The organism is Pseudomonas sp. F01002, from assembly GCF_004402115.1.
GTDB classification, from domain to species: Bacteria; Pseudomonadota; Gammaproteobacteria; order Pseudomonadales; family Pseudomonadaceae; genus Aquipseudomonas; species Aquipseudomonas frigoris.
The window spans coordinates 17,972-36,467 of sequence record NZ_SOPU01000024.1 but is presented as its reverse complement, the minus strand read 5'-3'; the positions used below and the strand labels follow the sequence as shown (position 1 = coordinate 36,467).

At 51.5% G+C, this 18,496-nt stretch carries 18 protein-coding genes and 3 pseudogenes; 11 read left to right on the top strand and 10 right to left on the bottom strand.

The genetic code is table 11. From position 1 onward, the window contains the following. The first annotated feature begins 122 nt into the window (after window positions 1–122). From E3W21_RS21075 to E3W21_RS21060, 4 genes are all read left to right on the top strand, one after another. Window positions 123–782, top strand: a complete 660-nt coding sequence (locus E3W21_RS21075; RefSeq protein WP_134421735.1) for a hypothetical protein — start codon at window positions 123–125, stop codon at window positions 780–782. A 73-nt stretch (window positions 783–855) separates the two neighbouring features. Next, window positions 856–1,233, top strand: coding sequence for a DUF4160 domain-containing protein (locus E3W21_RS21070; RefSeq protein WP_134421734.1), 378 nt, complete (start codon window positions 856–858; stop codon window positions 1,231–1,233). Window positions 1,234–1,376: 143 nt separating this feature from the next. Continuing rightward, complete coding sequence (locus E3W21_RS21065) at window positions 1,377–3,806, top strand: hypothetical protein (protein WP_134421733.1); 2,430 nt, start codon at window positions 1,377–1,379, stop codon at window positions 3,804–3,806. A gap of 320 nt (window positions 3,807–4,126) precedes the next feature. After that, on the top strand, window positions 4,127–4,525 hold the full coding sequence (locus tag E3W21_RS21060) for a hypothetical protein (protein WP_134421732.1): 399 nt from the start codon (window positions 4,127–4,129) through the stop codon (window positions 4,523–4,525). Window positions 4,526–4,820: 295 nt separating this feature from the next. On the opposite strand, the gene E3W21_RS21055 is transcribed toward E3W21_RS21060, so the two are convergent. The 4 genes and pseudogenes from E3W21_RS21055 to E3W21_RS21045 all read right to left on the bottom strand — a co-directional run bounded on the left by E3W21_RS21055 (window position 4,821) and on the right by E3W21_RS21045 (window position 7,901). Further along, window positions 4,821–5,753 carry a hypothetical protein gene (locus tag E3W21_RS21055; protein ID WP_134421731.1) on the bottom strand — a complete coding sequence of 311 codons (933 nt, stop codon included), beginning with the start codon at window positions 5,751–5,753 and terminating at the stop codon, window positions 4,821–4,823. Between the two features lie 44 nt (window positions 5,754–5,797). Beyond that, the gene (locus E3W21_RS21050) at window positions 5,798–6,925 is read right to left on the bottom strand and encodes a restriction endonuclease (protein WP_166793853.1); all 1,128 of its coding nucleotides are present in this window, start codon (window positions 6,923–6,925) and stop codon (window positions 5,798–5,800) included. Between the two features lie 481 nt (window positions 6,926–7,406). Further along, window positions 7,407–7,493: pseudogene (locus E3W21_RS32405) on the bottom strand (hypothetical protein); the annotation flags it as partial. Between the two features lie 150 nt (window positions 7,494–7,643). Beyond that, window positions 7,644–7,901, bottom strand: coding sequence for a short-chain dehydrogenase (locus tag E3W21_RS21045; RefSeq protein ID WP_134421729.1), 258 nt, complete (start codon window positions 7,899–7,901; stop codon window positions 7,644–7,646). A gap of 484 nt (window positions 7,902–8,385) precedes the next feature. Here E3W21_RS21045 and E3W21_RS21040 point away from each other — a divergent pair, with 484 nt between their 5' ends. Then, window positions 8,386–8,604, top strand: coding sequence for a hypothetical protein (locus tag E3W21_RS21040; protein WP_134421728.1), 219 nt, complete (start codon window positions 8,386–8,388; stop codon window positions 8,602–8,604). A 120-nt stretch (window positions 8,605–8,724) separates the two neighbouring features. Here the strand turns inward: E3W21_RS21040 and E3W21_RS21035 are convergent, their stop codons facing one another. From E3W21_RS21035 to E3W21_RS21015, 5 genes and pseudogenes are all read right to left on the bottom strand, one after another. Continuing rightward, window positions 8,725–9,510 carry a transporter substrate-binding domain-containing protein gene (locus E3W21_RS21035; RefSeq protein WP_134421727.1) on the bottom strand — a complete coding sequence of 262 codons (786 nt, stop codon included), beginning with the start codon at window positions 9,508–9,510 and terminating at the stop codon, window positions 8,725–8,727. A gap of 40 nt (window positions 9,511–9,550) precedes the next feature. After that, window positions 9,551–9,838 carry a hypothetical protein gene (locus E3W21_RS21030; protein WP_134421726.1) on the bottom strand — a complete coding sequence of 96 codons (288 nt, stop codon included), beginning with the start codon at window positions 9,836–9,838 and terminating at the stop codon, window positions 9,551–9,553. 37 nt (window positions 9,839–9,875) lie between these two features. Next, window positions 9,876–10,238, bottom strand: coding sequence for a hypothetical protein (locus E3W21_RS21025; protein ID WP_129442961.1), 363 nt, complete (start codon window positions 10,236–10,238; stop codon window positions 9,876–9,878). A gap of 54 nt (window positions 10,239–10,292) precedes the next feature. Continuing rightward, window positions 10,293–10,379 (bottom strand): annotated as a pseudogene (locus E3W21_RS21020) (twin-arginine translocation signal domain-containing protein); the annotation flags it as partial. 108 nt (window positions 10,380–10,487) lie between these two features. Next, window positions 10,488–11,192: a murein L,D-transpeptidase catalytic domain family protein gene (locus E3W21_RS21015; protein WP_129442963.1), complete on the bottom strand. Its 705-nt coding sequence runs from the start codon at window positions 11,190–11,192 to the stop codon at window positions 10,488–10,490. An 81-nt stretch (window positions 11,193–11,273) separates the two neighbouring features. Here E3W21_RS21015 and E3W21_RS21010 point away from each other — a divergent pair, with 81 nt between their 5' ends. From E3W21_RS21010 to E3W21_RS21000, 3 genes are all read left to right on the top strand, one after another. Further along, window positions 11,274–13,025, top strand: a complete 1,752-nt coding sequence (locus E3W21_RS21010; protein WP_129442965.1) for a murein L,D-transpeptidase — start codon at window positions 11,274–11,276, stop codon at window positions 13,023–13,025. A 200-nt stretch (window positions 13,026–13,225) separates the two neighbouring features. Next, window positions 13,226–14,017, top strand: a complete 792-nt coding sequence (locus tag E3W21_RS21005; protein WP_256657575.1) for a lipopolysaccharide biosynthesis protein — start codon at window positions 13,226–13,228, stop codon at window positions 14,015–14,017. A gap of 166 nt (window positions 14,018–14,183) precedes the next feature. Next, window positions 14,184–14,579 (top strand): hypothetical protein, encoded by a 396-nt coding sequence (locus E3W21_RS21000; RefSeq protein WP_134421725.1) that lies wholly within the window; start codon window positions 14,184–14,186, stop codon window positions 14,577–14,579. A 51-nt stretch (window positions 14,580–14,630) separates the two neighbouring features. Here E3W21_RS21000 and E3W21_RS20995 read toward each other — a convergent pair whose 3' ends face one another. Next, window positions 14,631–15,458: a LysR family transcriptional regulator gene (locus E3W21_RS20995; RefSeq protein ID WP_256661608.1), complete on the bottom strand. Its 828-nt coding sequence runs from the start codon at window positions 15,456–15,458 to the stop codon at window positions 14,631–14,633. A gap of 8 nt (window positions 15,459–15,466) precedes the next feature. On the opposite strand from E3W21_RS20995, the pseudogene E3W21_RS20990 reads away from it, so the two are divergent. From E3W21_RS20990 to E3W21_RS20980, 3 genes and pseudogenes are all read left to right on the top strand, one after another. Beyond that, window positions 15,467–15,976 (top strand): annotated as a pseudogene (locus tag E3W21_RS20990) (HAD-IA family hydrolase); the annotation flags it as partial. Between the two features lie 12 nt (window positions 15,977–15,988). After that, complete coding sequence (locus E3W21_RS20985) at window positions 15,989–16,786, top strand: aldolase (protein ID WP_134421723.1); 798 nt, start codon at window positions 15,989–15,991, stop codon at window positions 16,784–16,786. A 60-nt stretch (window positions 16,787–16,846) separates the two neighbouring features. After that, on the top strand, window positions 16,847–18,418 hold the full coding sequence (locus E3W21_RS20980) for a GGDEF domain-containing protein (RefSeq protein WP_134421722.1): 1,572 nt from the start codon (window positions 16,847–16,849) through the stop codon (window positions 18,416–18,418). Window positions 18,419–18,496: the final 78 nt, after the last annotated feature.

Below are 18,496 nucleotides of genomic sequence, written 5' to 3'. Positions count from 1 at the left end.
GCAGGGCTTAGGCGAGTCCTATTGCGATGAGCACGCGTAGCTGTGGGATTGAGCGAGACAGCTACAAGACGTACTGATAGCATCTGGCTACTAACTAGTGAGCTGTTTGAGGAAGGGATCCTATGCTGACGAGAATCGCGTCATTTGCTTTCGCCGCCGCCGGCATTTTTGCATTCGCGCAAAGCGCCGCCGCCGAAGAAAAGCTCTTCAAGAATTACGTCTATCAATCTCCTCTCGCGAGTTACACCGAAGCCGCTGGCTACTACGATTGCTCCGAGGATGTCGGCGGCACGGCCAGGTGCATCGACGACGTCGACTTCCTGGAAGAGAAATTCACCGTGGCGTTGGTGTTTTCGGGTGACAAGCTGATCATGGTGTCGTTAATCAGCCCGTTCGATCAGGATTTGTATGGCAAAGCCATTGCAGGGCTTTCCAAGACGTTCACTTTGGTTTCCATGACCGATGATAAGTCAATGCTGGACGTGATTGAAGTTGCGAAGAAAGTGAGTAGTAAAGACGAGTTAACAGCGAAGTTATCCAACTTTGAACAGGTCGGCCTTACCTCCGAGAGTCTGACCTATACGTTTCTGGAAGGTGTGAATGCCAAAGGGCAGGCGAATGCGGTTAGCGCGCTGAACGCATCGCCTGAAAATATCCGGTCTGCTGAGTTGGTACTTGCGGGTGAGGGAGCTGATGCGGGGGTGTTGATCCGGTTTTCGTTTCCGCGGTTAGAGGCTAATAAGATTATTCAGGCGGCCAAGAAACCTGTGGAAGCATTCTAGTTTTCATGTGACGTCCAGGGTTGATTGAGTTTGTCGATTTTTTGCAAAACTTCATAAATATTAGAGTTTAAACATGAAATTGAAAGCCGAGCTGTATGAGTTGCAACGTCTACTGGCACAGACTGATTTAATTACGGGGTCTGTCCGGAGTTCGAACTCTGGGTTCGTCGAGGCTCTATTGGCCAAGCGAAAACTACTGAAGGTCAAAATTTATCAAGAAGTAGGCCACTCCATGCCCCATGTACATGTCGATTACGGTCGTCGTCATCATGTCGCTAGCTATCGAGTTAAAGATGGCGCGAGAATTGAAGGGAACCTAGATAAAAAATATGACTCCGACGTCAGCGATTGGTTGGTTAGAAATAATAATGTGATTCTAGTGGTTTGGAATGAGCTTCAAAGTGGTAAGGATCCTAAAGAATTGATTGCCGCGCTGCCAGAGGATTTATAGATTCTTGGGAAGGGGGCGGATTTATTTGTTCGAAAATAAAATAGATCTGTCACCTTTTCCAAGTACTCCGGGCATTGGCGTGCCAATTGCCAATTGCCAATTGCCAATTGTAGCGGCCGATCTCACGGAAATAGGGAAATTATATGTGGAAATCAAATGTTGATATCGCTGTAGAATTAGAAACAGTGGAGGGAGTTGACTCTCTCGAAAAAGCCTTTTCACTAAGTGTGTTGTGGAAAAATGCAGTTTATCCTGAAGGATACACTGCTGATAAAAGCTGGCCGGTTTTGTTAAAGCTTTGCGAAAAAGGCGAACTGTTTGCTAGCTCAGTTAGAGAGACTTATATTGACGGGGAAGAGGCGGATTTTTATTTAGCCTTATTTTCTAAGTTTAATCATCACGATGTTTTTTTCTCACATGAACATTCAGATATTGAAGGGGTTGCAGCTCTTTTAGAAAGAGAGATTTTGAGTGGGCGAATACGCCTTCCGTATCGATTTGGAAGGTGCTTATATGATCGATTCCATGATCTTGCGCAAATCAACAGGCCAAATCACCTGTTGCCGCATGACGTAGATAAGCTCCTCGAGGGAACTCCTAAGGGGGTATATCAGGTTGGTAATACCGTTATAGGACCATTTGGGATCATAACCTCGACTGAACCTAGAGCGATATATCCAAATCTAAAACTTCCGTTGTGGCACTGTGAAGATACGGGTTGTAATACGATACATCACGTGGATTTATTACCGCATCAAACCGCAATCAATCGAATTTTTCGCGGGATTAATAGGCAAGCTATTGATGAATTTGGTCCCCCCTCTGAATGGAAAGAGGAACTAAAATGGCGTCATAGGGATTCGCGCTGGGAGAATGGGCGAAAATATTCAGATGTAATTGAGATGATTGCGGACTGCATTGTTGGTCAAGAAAGATTGGCGTTAACTGCGCATGCGCTCAGGGGAGTTGGTAAGCTAGCACTTAGGCAGATTTTGTCAAAGCCCCCAAGGAAAAAATCAAATAGCGAAGGATCTCCGGATGAAGTAGCAAGCCGATTAACACCGGAAGAGCAACTGCAACTGCTAATGTATTTGGATGATGGCTCGCTAGTAGAATACGTTGATGAGTTAGTAGCGAAAAAAGTAATAAAAATACCACTAGGTGATATAAGGCGGCCGGAATTTAGTGCTGCCGGAAGAGGGCAAGACCAACGCTCTGAGCTATCTGTGCTAGGTATACGTTCTTATCAACCGAATGCAATTTCAAATTTATCCGCTCTTATTTGGCAGGCTTACGAGTCTGAAGGTGTGTTAAATGAACTTGCGTGGAAACTTCGGCAGGCTGGCGGGAAAAGCCCTCGAGAATCACTATTCAATTACATTAGGGATAAAGGGCCAGAAGTAGTAGTTAAAGAGCTTGTATTGTCCAGCGCAGCTTTGACGAAGAGAATATGCACTGAAGTGAAGCTCGCATTGAGCCATGTCACCTCGAGTGATGATATTTCGGTAGAAAAAATGCTTTGGAAGCTGGGGTTTAATCCCTCAGGATACAGCGATACCTTGAAACGGCTTAAGTCAAGGCTTAGTGATTTTAATGAAAAGTTATTGTCCATTCCGTCGATCGATACAGAAAACGATCGTGAGGCAATACGGTCCGTCGGAGTTAACCTGTTTGTATCATTAGAGGAGTTTCTTGATAGTTTCATATCTTACAATGTTTGGTTGCTTCATAATGATCACTTTGCTGCCAATAGGTTTCACTACGACATAGATGTTGCTCGACGTAGTGTGAGTCACGCGCTTGGCTTCAAGCAGGAAGGGGATGAAGTTGTAGTTTCTTGGTCTCCCAAGGGTAATAATGCTCTTGGCACGTTATTGCAGTACCTAAATAAAACCGCTGTTTGGATTGAATCTCTAGAAGATGAAAATCGGGATTTTTTGAAAAAGCCAGATAGTGATCTTCCGCATTATAATGACGATAAGCTTAGACCGTTCCCATTTCGTCATACGCAGCTTTGGGCGGATACTGACTTAACAGAACTTATAAAGCATAAAGAAGGTTTTTTGTCTATTTCGCGACTGATTCACCAGGCAGGTTTAGCCTCGATTCGAAATGGTATTGACCACCATAGAGACGAATATAATTTCCCTGATGCGGACAGAATGATTGCATGTGCGGCACGGTTGTCCCAGGCACTTGAAAGTGCCGATATTAATCGATATTTCCCTAAGCAGTTTTGGCTGACTTCAAAGAAAGAAAATAGATATGGTGTTGTGGAGTATGCATACACTGATTACGCTAATAGGGAGCTAATAACATTTGGTCCTCATTTCGCTTCTGGGTTGCCAGGTCAAATGTATAATCATCCTGTAGTTATAGCTCCAGGGAATTTGCTTGGTTATCCAAATTCTCAACTAATGTTTTGGCTGCAAGAGCGAAGTGAATATTCAGTATTCTGGGAGGACTATCCAAAAAGACGAAAGCCTGAATTGATAAAAATTGACTCGCCAAGTACTTTGGGTTTGACGGAGGCGGAGGCGGAGGCGGAGGCGGAGACGGATGCTGAGGCTTAGATTAGTCGGATAGTGTTAGGCAAGTATTGAAGCGGTAGCAGGTATAAGGATCTTAGTTCGATACGAGCCTTGGGAAAGGGGACGGGTTTATTTTCTGAGTAAAATAAATCTGTCCCCTCGTTGCTGATATCAGCTTTTACCTCCACGTCTGCATTTAACAGAGAAAGGGGCTGATTTATTTTCTTTGAGAAAAATAGATCCGTCTCATTTATTTTAAGTCTTCCTGCGATTGTTCAGGGCTGATGGACACAGGGATGGGAGGATTCAGCGAGATAGACAAGTAAATAAATCTGTCCCCTTTGTTTTTATGAGAAAAGCAGATGAATTTAGTTAACTCCGCATATGATCTTTCCGTCCTTTCGTTTGGTGCTGTTCTTCTTGGTTTATTCATTTGGATCGGCATATGCCTACATTTAGCATGTGCGCGAATGGACGAGATGTTGGAGCGTCTAAAAAATTGCTCTGCTGTAATGAATCGCGCACCACTCCGGCACGCTGGTCCCTGGGGGAAACTGTTACTGGTAGGTGGTATATCGGGAAATGTTACTTTCCCAGGTATTTACCTTAAGCACGGCGGGGTCAGCATTGATGGCTTAAATAGTTTTCCCGCGCCGCTCAAGAAAAAACTGGCTGTACTTCAGTGGAGCGTTATCTTGCTTTTAGCGGCGATGGTTATAACTGTTGCGGCTATAAAAATAACAAAGGCCTACAACGTCTAACAAGTCGGTCTATAGCGTCTTATCTGAAGGTTCAGAAGTTTAAGGAGACGGATTTGTTTTCTATGAGGAAAATAGATCCTTCCCCTTTTGTTTGTTGGGAAAAATCGATTGGATCGCTACGAATAAATAAGTCCGTCCCCATTTTTCAGTACGCCAAATGCAGCCCCCAAAAAGTGGCGGTTTTATTGGTCTGGAGCGGTCAGAAGGAATGTGGTAAGGGATTCGAATCCCTTCCCCGCAACTGCATATCAAAAGCATTCCCCTGATAATCAATTTCTACGAAGTGCTGTGAATATCAAATACCAAAAAACATTCTTCTATCTTCATCTTTATGCAAGTTGTGTTTGGCTACATGATAAAGCTTAGGCTTAACTTTATCAGAGAATAGTACAAAAGGTAGTTCGTCTATACAAATTTCAGCTACGACCGCACCAAAATCTTTGCTATAACAATCTTGAAGGATTTTTAAATTTGTCGACGGAAAGCTATCTTTGAACTCTTTGTTGAACTCTGGGTAGAAGTATTTTATTAACGCCGCTTCGTACAATGAGACCCTTTCGGCCTCGGTGGTGTTATATAGCTTGTCAAGCCCCTGTTTTATCCGGTCTTCGCCACTGTCACCATTTTTAGCGAACGGGTTCATCACAGTGAATAGCTGGTTGTTTGGCTGAATTGCGAGCATTAGCAATGTAAGTTTGTATCCATCAGGTACTCCTTTTAATGCTATTTTTTGTAGGGTCTCATGTTTCAGAAGCCTATCCATAGCATTTCTAGAGCCATCTTTCCCATATGCTTGACCAATATATTTTACGTTGAACGTAACGGCCTTCGATTCATTGCTTAGCCGGATCTGTATTTCCTCCACTGACGGCCAATACCTATCCCCATTAGCATCCTCTAGATAAGGCATGTCTTCATTTTCTATTAGCTTCAGTCCTGGTATGTTGTAAGTTATTGTGTGATCATTTTTTAGTATATTAAACGTTAGAGTAAGTTTTTCACCGTCCTGTTCTGCCTTTGCGAAGTTTATAATTGGAGTGTACCCAATGATATATATGTGGCAGGTGGCAATAACATCCGACAACGGCTTAAGGGCGTCCTTATCGTAAATGCCTGCAGCCGGAATCGTACAATAACTTAAGGCAAACATACTTAAAGCATGTTCCACATCAAATAAAGCGTTAGCGAATACACCGCTCTGCTGGTTGTCGCTAGAATTATCTGACATACATATTTCTCCCCGAAAATTAAATGACGACTCAGAGTTAGGTGTTAATGGGTTTGTTTTTTTACTACAAATAAAGATAGTTGCGGCTTTGCCCCTTCAGTCTCTACTACTATCTTCAGAATGTCTTCGGCCAATCCTGTTTTTGTTGCCTTCGTGTCTATGCCGACATATGGGGAACACTGTACTCTCGCCAATGATCCGTTTTGAAGAATGTCGTCATCAGTGTCACTGGGGCAGGTTGTGGTATTTGTTACTTCAAATGCAATTTCTGCAGAGTTAATTTTGCGATGGGCTACCATTCGTTGATCAGTTACATGGCTTTCGATCATAAGTGCAAAGTCTAAGTCTATCCCTCGATCAATTTTTATCGTTGACTGATTGATGTGACACCGTAGAGCAAACCCAATTTTGTTAACTTCCACTGCCGCAGAAGCGAGACGTAGTTGGCGGAATTCGGTCTGAGATAGGTCTATCTCACATGGGGCTATTATTTCAAGGGTGATGTCTTCACCATTCTCCAACAAACCAACAGAGTTTCCTAGGCGGTGAAGAATGGCTTCGTGCGCATCCGCAAGAATACTGACTAGATTAGGTCCACGCTGCCCTGTATTAATTGAAAATAAATCGAGGTCAGGGTCTAGAGCCATTTCCTTGTTTAAAGCTACATGGATTTCTAGAGACGTAGGTGGGTTTTTTATAAGCGGAATTGCCATTGCATCGAACTTGATATTCATGAAAATAGCTGCGTTTATATGCAGATGCAGACAAATTTCCCTCCCCGGTAATCCCCATTCTGCAGCGGTTAGGTCGCGTACTAAAAAAAGATCTATACCTTTGCCCTTTGCATAAGCGATTGCGCCCGCCTCAAAGCCCGTCGTAGTGAAAATGGCACCTTTGTTTGCACCAAGTGCTTCAATACTAGCAGCCAAAACATCGACTCGATCTCTGCTTATTGGGTCTTTCCAGCGTTTACATTCAACCAACGTAATGAAATTATTGAAGCGCGCTCGATGTGTGATTTTAACGTCCGTTTGTCGTCTGGCCCCATAACGATCTATCTCGGTTACATCCCTTTCTACTAATACATTGCCGTCCCCTTCGTAGAGTTCTTTGATGAAAATCTCAAAGGCAGCCCAGTCATAATATTTGTGCATGAATCCTGCTGCGTTCAAATCAATTCTCCCTGAGCCTAGGTAAAGGGGCGAGCATAGCATTCAGCCGCAAAGACAAAGCATGTCGCCACGGATTTCGTAGTCAAATTCGAATGACTGATATCGGTTGGCTGCATTGTGAGTTGATCGCCTGTTTTAAAGGGACGGTCTAAGATCCACAGTCGATTGCGGTTACTCGGGAGTCATCATCACCGCCAGCGTTATTCTGATGAATCCTCATTGCGGTCAATTGCGATAAGGACGCCGCGAACGATCTCGGCGACTTCCGCCGCGCCACATTGCTCAACCCAGTTCGAGAGCTCCATGATGGCAGCGCTCAAGGGCGAGCTCGCGACAGTGTTAGGGATTGGAGCCGAAAACGGTTGCTTAAAATTTGCTACTGAGGATGAAGGGGGAGGCGAAATTTAAAGGCATGCGAATAACGCTGGTGAGAAATTGGTACGGAGGTTTTTAATGGCCTTGTCGGCTTTTATTTTATGGCTCGTATCGGTTGATCGGTCCAATCCATCATCGGGGCGACGGAGAAACGGCGGGAGAGCAGGGCGGGTGTGGCGGTGATTGGAGGCATTGGCGGTTCTGAGATGGGTGAGGCTGGGAGGAGGGGAGTTTATCAGGATTGGGGTTACAGGGCTCAGGCGAGCTTTTCTGCGATTGTTCTGTGTTGGTCTCGGAGTGCCCATGAGCGGAGGGGCGTCCGGGTGAACGCCCCTTTGTGACGTCAGGACGGTTCAGCATCCATACGTCGCGCAACGACATCCAGCACATCGCAACCATCGCGCAACGGAATGCAGCAAAGCATTGCGAAGTCGCTGAGTATCACCGAATCCGTAGTGATGTCGCCGCGCATCGCGAGGTTTTCCAGGATCTGTGTTACCGCGCCAATTCGGTAGCGTGCGGTGCTAAGCAGTGAGTGCAGCGGTTGGGTGGTATTTACATAAAGCGAGGGAAGGTCGTCGGCGTTGCTGGTTAAAGCCATAAATTCTCATGTGAAGCTCCATTAATTTGAGAAGAACTACTACTCAATCGTCGCCAAACGAATGGGTGGTAGCCGTACGCGGGTTGGCGAACCGGGCAATGGAGAAACCGGCAGACCCTAAGGTCTCCCGCGCACAGCCACCATAAAACAGGCAGCTAAGTACGTTCCGAAACGCTTCGAAAATAGTCGAAGGATTCAGTTCAATTGCCATCGAGTCGCCAAACCCGACACGCCATTTTGGCGTTGGTTGGACTATAGGCCTCGTGACAAAAGCGCAGCAATGGACAAGTGTACGGACAATTCCCAGAGTCGTGTAGGACGTTGCTCTTTTAACAATTTGCCTGGGGAACACCCTTTAGTGCGTCAAGCAATCAGTACCTGAACCAACGCTGTCGATCAGCAAAGTTTCATAATTCCTGGTGGTCTCTCGGCATAGGATGACTACCTAAGGTCACCGCGCTTCCAACCCACAGGAAACTGAAAAATGATCTCGAACCTCTTCAAAGTCGTGTTGATCGCCGGTGCATTGCTATTGAGCGCCTGTTCGGGTGCAAGCACCCATAGCGAATATTCGGAAGCCACCCTGCCGTCTGCCGGTTTTGGTCCGGGGCCTACCAACAACCCCAATAAGATGAATTTCCATGGCAGTGCGCTCGGCAACAGCTTCGGCGAGTACAGTTCGGGGTTGTTGCACGACGATTAACGGCGGAAGTGTTTCCGCCGTTTTGCGTTTTGCCTGATGTGCCGTGTGCTTTGGGTTGGCGACTGCTACGCAGTCGGACGCAGGCTTCGCCAGTTGCTACAGGGATTGTGTAGGGGGCGGTTATTTGGGCTCGGGTGTCGCTATCCATTGGCCCAAAACTTTTTGGTAGTTGCCTGTCACCTTGGCTAGGTGTAGCCACTGATCGACGTACAGCTTCCAAGTCATGTCATCACGCGGCAGCAAGTAAGCCTTTTCGCCATACTGCATGAATTGCTTCGGGTTCACCGCGCACAAACCAGGTTTGAGTTTCTGCTGATAGAGCGCTTCCGAAGCATCGGTGATCATCACGTCAGCCTTCTTGTCCAGCAGCTCCTGGAAGATGGTCACGTTGTCGTGAAGGCGCAATTGCGCTTTGGGTAGAAAGGCGTGAACAAAGGCTTCGTTGGTGCCGCCGGCCGGTTCGACCAAACGAACCGAAGGCTGGTTGATTTGCTCGACGGTCTGGTACAACGGCTGATCTTCGCAGCGCACCAGCGGGATTTTGCCGTCGACGTCCAGCGTGGTGCTGAAGAAAGCCTTTTTCTGGCGCTCCAGCGTGACGGAGATGCCGCCGACGCCGATGTCGCATTTACCCGCCAGCATGTCGGGCATCAGGGTTTTCCAGGTGGTCTGCACCCACTCGACCTTGACGCCGAGGCTGTCGGCCAGCGAGCGGGCCATGGCGATGTCGATGCCCGAATACTCGCCGTCCTCGGCTTTGACGGTATAGGGTTTGTAGTCGCCTGTTGTGCACACGCGCAGTTGGCCTTGTTGGATGACGCTGTCCAAATGCGATTGTTCTGCCTGAGCGGCAAACGATAGAGCGAGCAGACCACCGAGCATCATTGTGCTTTTTAGGTTGTTCATTGTTATCCGGCTTCCATGATGGAGTGGGGGCTGAGAGTACTTACTTTCTGCTGCACCGCTCAACATCATCCTGGGTTTTCAAATCGGTCTCGATTCCCAATCGGTATTTGCAGTAGTCGATAATCCACGCGCGTTGCTCTTGCGTCAGGCGTTCCACTTTTCGAGTGTCGCCGTCATTGGCGTGGATGTTGTAGAACTCGATTTGCAGGGTTGGGTGTTTCTTGATGAAGGGGATTGTTTCGACGTCGCCGTCTTCAACGGCGTTGTAGTAACCAAGATTCAGCACGCCCAATAAGATCAGCGCGGTAACAGCGATCAGTTTTTTCATCCTTGAAACTCAGCGGGGGAATGGATAACACCGACGCTCATAAATACTCCCGAATTTCCTTCCAGACGTATCCGTAGCTGTAGCGCAGCCAAGCGATTTTCACTTTTGCGAAGGTGCGACGAACCGGACTCGACGCTCGTGCGCTCAATGTGTTTTCGATTTCACTCAGTAGCCAGTCATCCTTGAAACCCGTCCAGATGGGTGGAACGGTCGCTTCCAGGTTCCAGAAACAGACCGGTGCGACTTCTGTGTAAAGGATGTCTTTTGCGGCTTTTAAGTCGTATGGCCGAATTTGCTCGGCGATGTAAGCGTAGTCGACGGGGTTGTCTACGAACGCCTCAGCCAGTGCTATCCGGATGCTCGCTTTCTGTTCCGGGGTCAGAGTGGCGGTGATGGACATGCCTGTTCCTTCAGGGGGGCGTTGGGGTGGTTTTACCACAGAGCGACCGATTACAGGCGTGCGCCATAACCCGAAGCCGCCCAGGAGCCCGCCCGCGGCCAGCCCCTTCACGAAGGTGCGTCTTGATGTGTTGGAGTGCATGCCGTTTTCCCGGTCCGTCAGCGTGAAGAGATTGACGACGAGGCTAACGGGCGGTGCCTTTCAGCAGGTTGAGGCGGGGATTACAGTTTTGACAGTTTCATGCCGTATTTATTGGCGTGTATCGGGCGTTAATGCTGCGGCTACAGTGCCGCCACCGCAATTGATATACGAAGACGACTTCAACCAACGCTGATCCGGATAATAAGAAAACAACAACTGCCCATCTTTCATCGAATCAATCAACTTATGCGCAATCGCCGGCCGCACAGCCGGACAACCCAAGCTTCTGCCAATCCGGCCATTCGCTCGGGCAAGAACCGGACTGACATAAGGCGCCCCGTGAATAACGATCGCCCGCTCAAATGCGTTGTCATTGAAACCCGGCTCCAGACCTTCCATGCGCAAGGAATAACCGTTCTGGCCGACATAGCTCGACTGGGTACGGTACAAACCGAGGCTGGTGGCAAAGCTTTCATTCTGGTTGGAGAACTTGACCGCCATGTTCTCGCCACTGTTGCGACCGTGGGCGACCAGTTCGTGGAACAGTAATTTACGTTTCTTCAGATCGAACACCCACAACCGTTGTTCGGTCGAAGGCAGTGAATAGTCGATGACAGCAAGTCTTTGGACAGGTGCTTTACCTTGAGCCAAGCTGCATTGGGTAGCGCGTACGGCCAGCCCGATGACTTTGGCGTTGGCGCCTGGTGCTGCTTTGAGCAGCGCGGCTTCAAGCGAATCGGCGTAGGCTGCCGGTACCGAAACTAACGTCAGCAGCAAGGCCGTGAATAGGAAACCAAAGCGGTCTGGCGCCATATGTAAGTCTCACATTAATGTTTCGAGTCTAGCAGTGTGCAGGATGCTAGCCGTTGAATACGGGGCGATTAAGGATTATCCATGGGGCAGTTAACAAGGTTATTCGTCATAAGCCGCATCTTTTTTATGGGCTTTCTGATCAGCGGCGCAGCGATTGCAGAAACTTCGCCGATTGAGGCGGTATCTGCAGTCATCAGCAGAACTGGCGCAGCACCTGACGATTACGTCGCTCAAACGATTCAGGCGGCACTTGAGCCATTGAGTTCAGCGTTTCCACCCTTGCTCACTTCCCGTGGCCATCAACGGGTGGACCCGAGTCGCGTGGTCATGGATTTTTACATGCATCGGAGTTATCGCTCGGCCTGGGCGAACGACAGCGATGTCATTCAGTTATTGAAAAGCCTGAGCGAGACCCAGGCCGATGGGTTGGACCCTGCGGACTTTCATATCGATGAGTTGGCGAAGGCCCGAGCGTCGATGCAGGCAGCAGAGCCGACGGTGGCGCAACGAGCGGCGTTCGATATCGCGGCCACCCGGACCTTTATCACGGCGCTGCTGCAATTGCGGCGCGGCAAGGTTGACCCTTCGCGTCTGGACATCCATTGGAATTTCGACCCCGTCGGCGCCGATCCTCGTGGAGACATGAATAACTTGTTCGCCGCGCTCGATGCTCATGACGTGGCGCGCGCTTTCGCCGAAGCGCCACCACAAGAGGCGGTTTACCGCAGCCTGCGCGTGGGCCTGGCGCAACTGCGCAAGGTTCGGGGTGCGGGTGGCTGGCCGAAGATTGCCGAAGGCCAATCGCTCAAGCCTGGCATGGATGACGCCGCGGTCGCGCAGTTGCGAGCACGTTTGGTGGTGGGTGGTTATCTGGCCCCATCAAAGAAGCAACGCACTGATTACGACGACAGCGTCGCCGCGGCGGTGAAAAAGTATCAGACCGAGCAATACCTCGGGGCGGATGGCGTGGCAGGGGCCGCGACACTGGCTGCGTTGAATGTGCCCGTAGAGGCACGGATAGACCAGGTTCGGGTGAACATGGAGCGTGCGCGTTGGTTGCTGTACAAACTTCAGGGCACTTTTGTCATCGTTGATATTGCGGGCTACAAAGTGGCGCTCTATCGCGACGGTAAGGCGATATGGCGTTCCCGGGTTCAAGTCGGCAAGCCGTTTCGTAGTACGCCTGTGTTTCAAGCCGAGATTACTTATGTAACGTTCAACCCCACCTGGACCGTGCCACCGACGATCCTCGTCCAAGACATGCTGCCGAAGATTCAACGAGATCCCGGCTACCTTGCTGCTAACCGTATAAGAGCCCTTGATCGAGAGGGCAATGTGCTCGATCCGTCGACCGTCGACTGGGATAACCCGCGTGGTATCACGCTGCGACAGGATGCCGGGCCGGATAATTCGCTGGGGCAGGTGGTCATTCGGTTTCCCAATGACTATTCGATTTATCTCCACGACACGCCGCATCGCGAGTTGTTTGCGCAATCACGCCGTGCCACCAGTTCAGGCTGCATACGAGTGGAGAACCCGCTGCAGTTGGTTGAGCTGCTGTTCAACGACCCTGTTCGTTGGAACAGTGCCGGAATACAGGCTCAGCTGGCTAACGGCAAGACCGAAAACATCAGACTGCCCATCAAGGTGCCGGTGCTGTTGGCTTACTGGACGGTGGACCTGAGTAACGATGGTCGAGTGATGTTTAAACCCGATGTGTACGGGTACGATTCCGCGGTACTGCGGGGGTTGAATCTGCCTTCGGAACTGCCCGTTCTGGATGTGCGACGAGCAGGAACTTCCGCTGTCGCAACGGGGCAAAACCAGCAGTAGCCATGAAGGAATTGGGACTTGTCACCCGTATGGAAAGGGCAGGTCATCGATGCGCCAACGATGCAAGCGCTCTGCGTCAACCTTTGCGCTCTGTCGCAGATTCCGGCGTTGGCGAAGCCAAAAGGTTGGCTCATCCGTTGATAACTATCACAATGCAAAATAGTCACCGATCATCGATGTAAAGGGATAGGGAATTGAAGATGGATGTTGCGCAAAGAAAACCGTCACTCCTCACAGGTATGCTTGATGTGCATGACCTCGATGAGTGCCGCAACATTCAAAAAGGAGCTGTGTTTATCATTGCCTCGGGGGCGTCCGCTAAAGATTTTCCGCTGGAAAAGTTTGCCGACATTCCGATGATTACGATGAATGGCGCCATCTCCATGTTCTCCGGGACAGGTACCAAGCCATTCTTTTATGCCTGTACAGATCAAGGCTTTTCCCGACAGCAACCCGAACTGTTTTCAGAGGCGATGCGCATCAGTCAGCGGGTTGCACTGTGGCAAGAGCACATCTGGCATACGACGGTAGCGCCTGAGGGCGAACTGTATTTACTCGGCCGAGCACCCAAGCTCTCCTGGACGGACCTGGTTTTCAGGGCCGATAAAGAACTGGTCAGAAGTCGCAAGCTCGGAAACGGCCGCAATAGAACCCTTGGTTTCAGCAAGAACCTTAAACGCGGTTTTTTTGATGCCCGTACGGTGGCTTATCTGGCGTTGCAGATTGCCTATCACGTGGGCTTTACCAAGGTGTTTTTGGTAGGCGTCGACTTGAATCAGTCTGTGAGCCGTTTTTACGAAGAGGCAGGCACGTTCGCCTCGCCATGCCTGCTCGATCAGCATTTTTATACGAGAATCCTGCCGTCGTTCGAGATCTTGTCGAAGTACGTCGTGGATGATGATTTTCAGGTCTACAACCTGTCCAGTTCCTCAAGGATTCCGGGTGAACTTATTCCCCGAGTGACGCTGGATGAGATCGACAAGATGATCTAAGGGTTGGTCGGGCTTTATTGAAATGGGCGCCCTCGGGGCGCCCATTTTTGTGTGTGTGATTTATCGACCGTCAACCGTTCGGCAATTGCGTCGGATCTGCAAATAAGCGTCGCCTAAGCTTTGATTTATCCGGACATTCTTCCGGTACTTACAAGGACGGTGTGGCATGACTTTATTAAAGTTCGGCGCGTCGATCCTGATGGTCTGTCTGGCAGGCTGCGCAACCAGCAATAGTTATGAGCCTCCACCGGTTCCGGCATCTGCGATGACGCTAGACGATGGGCAAATTCATAGCACGTTAGTGGGTAAGAAGTTTTATGGAACCACCCGGCAGGGCAGTCACCCCTACTCGATCAGGTTTTTAGCCGATGGTATCGATGTGTTCGAGATGGCGCCTGACGCGCCGGAGAAAGAACGGTGGACTCTCAAAGACGGTGTTGTTTGCGTCATACCTAACAAGTACCCAACCGAATGCAGCCAAGTGAAGGTCGCCAATAATGAGTATTGGTTCGTCGACCCAAAGAACGGGAGAGTCAACGCACACCTGAAGCTCACGCCTTGATGGTGATTCTCGTGAAGGAATGGGCGTTCGTGGTACGCCCATTCTTTGTGATCATGCCTGGCCCAGCTCGTCCCGCAAAAACTCCACCAACGCCCGTTGCAACCCGGTCAGCGCGCCCTCGCGGCTGATCAACGCCAACTCCGTCGGTGGCAATTCGGGCAGGTCGGTGCACACACTGTGCTCAGGCAATACCGCTGAAGCGGGCAGCACCGACACGCCCAGACCTGAAGCCACCGCGGCCTGAATGCCCGTCAGGCTATGACTGCCAAACGCAACCCGCCAAGGCCGTTGAGCCACATCCAGCAGGCGGATGGCCCGTTGACGATAAATGCAGCCCTGCGGGAACAGCGCCAGTGGCAATACCCCGTTGGCTGAATCCACGCCTGCACCTTTGACCCACACCAACACTTCCGGCCAGGCTGCCCAGCACGGCCCGCTGTCCGGTTCGCGCTTGACCAGCGCAATGTCGAGAGCGCCCGTGCTCAGTTTCTGTTTGAGATCGATGCTCATGCCACTGACGGTTTCCAGGCGCGCTTCAGGTCTGGCCCGGTTGAAGCCGGCGAGAATGACCGCCAGGCGCCGAGCGTCAAAATCCTCCGGTACACCGATGCGCAAAATCTCCAGATCGAGGTCACTGGCCATCGCTTCAACCGCTTCAGAGGACAACGCCAGCAAGCGCCGGGCATAGTGAATCAGCAGTTCGCCATGCTCGGTGACGCTGACGTTCTGCCCGGTCCGATCACGCAGCAGCAGCGAATGCCCGACCAACTCTTCGAGTTTACGAACCTGTTGGCTCACCGTGGATTGGGTCCGATGCACACGTTCGGCGGCGCGGGTGAAGCTGCCTTCTTCGACCACGCAGACGAAGGTCTTGAGCAATTCGAGGTCGCTCGTTTCGCCAATTGAGCACGCAGGGCTTGCACCTCGCGCTGGAGGAGTTGGGGCTGGCGAGCGCGCCCGAAGACAGTCAGCGGCTGGCCGGGGCGATCCCGCGGATGCCGCCGTTCCCCGAAGTGGTCGAGACGCTCGCGCGGCTCAAGGCGATGGGGTTCAAGTTGTGCATCGTGTCCAACACCGATGACGACATCATCGCCGGCAATGTCGCGCAACTCGGTGGGCATATCGACCGGGTCATCACCGCCCAGCAGGCGGGCGCCTATAAGCCGAATCCGCGGTTATTTGACTACGCTCATGAACAGCTCGGCGTCAGTCGTGATCAGGTGGTGCACATCTGCGCCAGTCCGATGCTGGACCATACCGCCGCCCGCGACATGCACTTTCGCTGCGTCTGGATTGACCGCGGCACGGGTCGGCAGTTGCTGCCGGACTATCAACCCGATGCGATATTAAGCACGCTGGACCAGGTCGTGCCCTTGTTCACATCCCTTGGCTGGTAACACGGAGTCGTCATGGCACACACCCTTGCAGGCAGTTCCCGTCCCTCGCGTTACGCCGATCTGAATCTCGATTCGCAGGCCGTCATTACCACTCGCACGGAATTGGCAGCGTGCTTTCAACTGGCGGCGCTTTACGGATTGGAGGAGGGCATCTGTAACCACTTTTCCGCCATGGTGCCGGGCCGGGATGATCTGTTTTTCGTGAACCCCTATGGGTACGCGTTCGAAGAAGTCACCGCTGACAACCTGCTGGTCTGCGACTTTCACGGCAACGTCGTGGCAGGCGAGGGGCTGCCGGAAGCGACTGCTTTCTACATCCATGCGCGACTGCACAAACAGCTGCCGAGGGTGAAAGTGGCGTTTCACACGCATATGCCTCACGCCACGGCGTTATGCTTGCTGCAAGGTCCGCCGCTGTTGTGGCTGGGGCAGACGGCCTTGAAATTCTACGGCCGTACGGCGGTGGACGAGGACTACAACGGTCTGGCGCTCGACGAGTCTGAAGGCGACCGGATTGCCAGCGTCATGGGCGATGCCGACATTCTGTTTTTGAAGAACCACGGGGTGATCGTCGCCGGGCCATCCATCGCTGAAGCCTGGGACGATCTGTATTACCTGGAACGTGCCTCCCAGGTGCAGTTGATGGCGATGGCGACCCAGCGCGAACTCAAGCCGGTGCCCCATGAGATTGCCCAGCGGGCCTATGAGCAAATGCGCCTGGGGGATGCCGAAAGTGCTCGGGCGCATTTGCACAGCGCGATGCGGCGACTAGCCAAAGGACATTTGCCCCATCCCCCCCCCGTAGACTAAGCTCACAAAAAATAAGGGTTTTGGGGTGTTACCCATGCCTTACCCTTACAGGACGAGCTTTTGCCTATCCCTCTTCACGATCCGCACAACGCCACTGGTGTCACGTTGAAACGGCTACCTCTGCGCAAAGCAGCGGTACTGTTTATTGCGGTCGTGTGCCTGAGCCTGTGCGGTTTGCTTTACCTGCAACTGGAGCAGTCGCGCCGGCATGACTTGGCATTGGCGCAAGTGGCGTCATCAAACCTGACGCGGGCCATGGCGCAGCAGGCCGAAGACACCTTCATGCAAGCCGATCTGGTACTGACCAGTCTGGCGGACTGGATTCAGGCTGACGGTTTCGGCGCGCCCCAAAAGGCACGCTTGCAGAAAACGTTCGCCCGGCGGGTGCAGGCGCTGAATCAATTGCACGGGATATTTCTGTTCGACCAAAAGGGGCAGTGGATCGTTAGCTCCTTCGAAGACCTGCCACGCGGCCCGGGTGTGGCGGATCGCGAGTACTTCAAGTTTCATCAGCAGAACGTCTCCTCCCTGGCGCACATCGGGCCGGCGATTCGCAGTCGAAAAAATGGCGAGTGGATCATCCCGATATCCAAACGGGTGAACGACAAGAATGGCAATTTCCAGGGCGTCTTGTTGGCCGGTATCAAGATGGCGTACTTCGATCAGTTCTTCAAAAGCTTCAGCATTGATGACAACGGTTCGATGTTTTTGGGGCTAACCGACGGAACGTTGCTGGCGCGACGGCCGTTTGTGGAATCGCAGATTGGTACGTCCCTGGCCAAGAGCGAGATCTTCGAGAAACTGCTGCCCAACGCGCCTTCCGGTAACGCGATGTTCAGCTCGCTGGTCGATGGTGTTGTGCGGTTGTATGGCTACCGTCAGCTCGATACTTATCCGCTGGTCGTGTCTGCGGCCTCGTCCAGGGATTCGATTCTCAAGGATTGGAACGACACGGCGTTTCTCTCCACGGTCATCGTTGCCCTGGTGGTGCTAGGCGTGGGGTTGTTTGGTTGGGTGTTCCTTTATCAGGTGCGTGTCGGCGAACAGGTCGAGGCGGATTTGCGCAAGGCAAAGGAAGCGCTGAAGCTGATCGCGACCCACGACAGCCTGACCGGCCTGGGCAATCGCCGGCTGTTCGAGGGAGCGCTGGACATCGAGTTCGGCCGAGGCGCCCGGCAGTCGAGTTCGCTGAGCCTGATCATGCTCGATATCGATTACTTCAAACGCTACAACGACGCTTACGGCCACGTGGCGGGGGACCATTGCCTGGCTGAAGTGGCGCGGGCGGTGAAGGGGTGCTGCCATCGAAAAGCCGATTTGGCGGTGCGCTACGGCGGTGAGGAATTTGCGGTATTGCTACCCGACACGGACATTCACGGCGCGATGGTGATTGCCGAACAGATCCGCCGCAGTGTCATGGACAAGAACATCATCCACAGCGGTTCGCCCTCGGGCTACGTGACGGTCAGTCTGGGTTGTTATTCGTTTGTGCCGACGGGGCGGGACAGTATGGAAGTGTTCATCGAACGTGCGGATGCGGCGCTGTATCAAGCCAAGCATTCGGGGCGAAACCGCTCGGCGGTGCTGTCGATGGAGGGCGGTGTCGAGGCTCTGCTGCGTTCGGATCGTTGAGGTGTCTCTCGATGTTGTTTCACCCGCGCAACACCCCGGCCAGCCGGCTGTCTGCCTGTCAGATCCCCTTCAATTGAT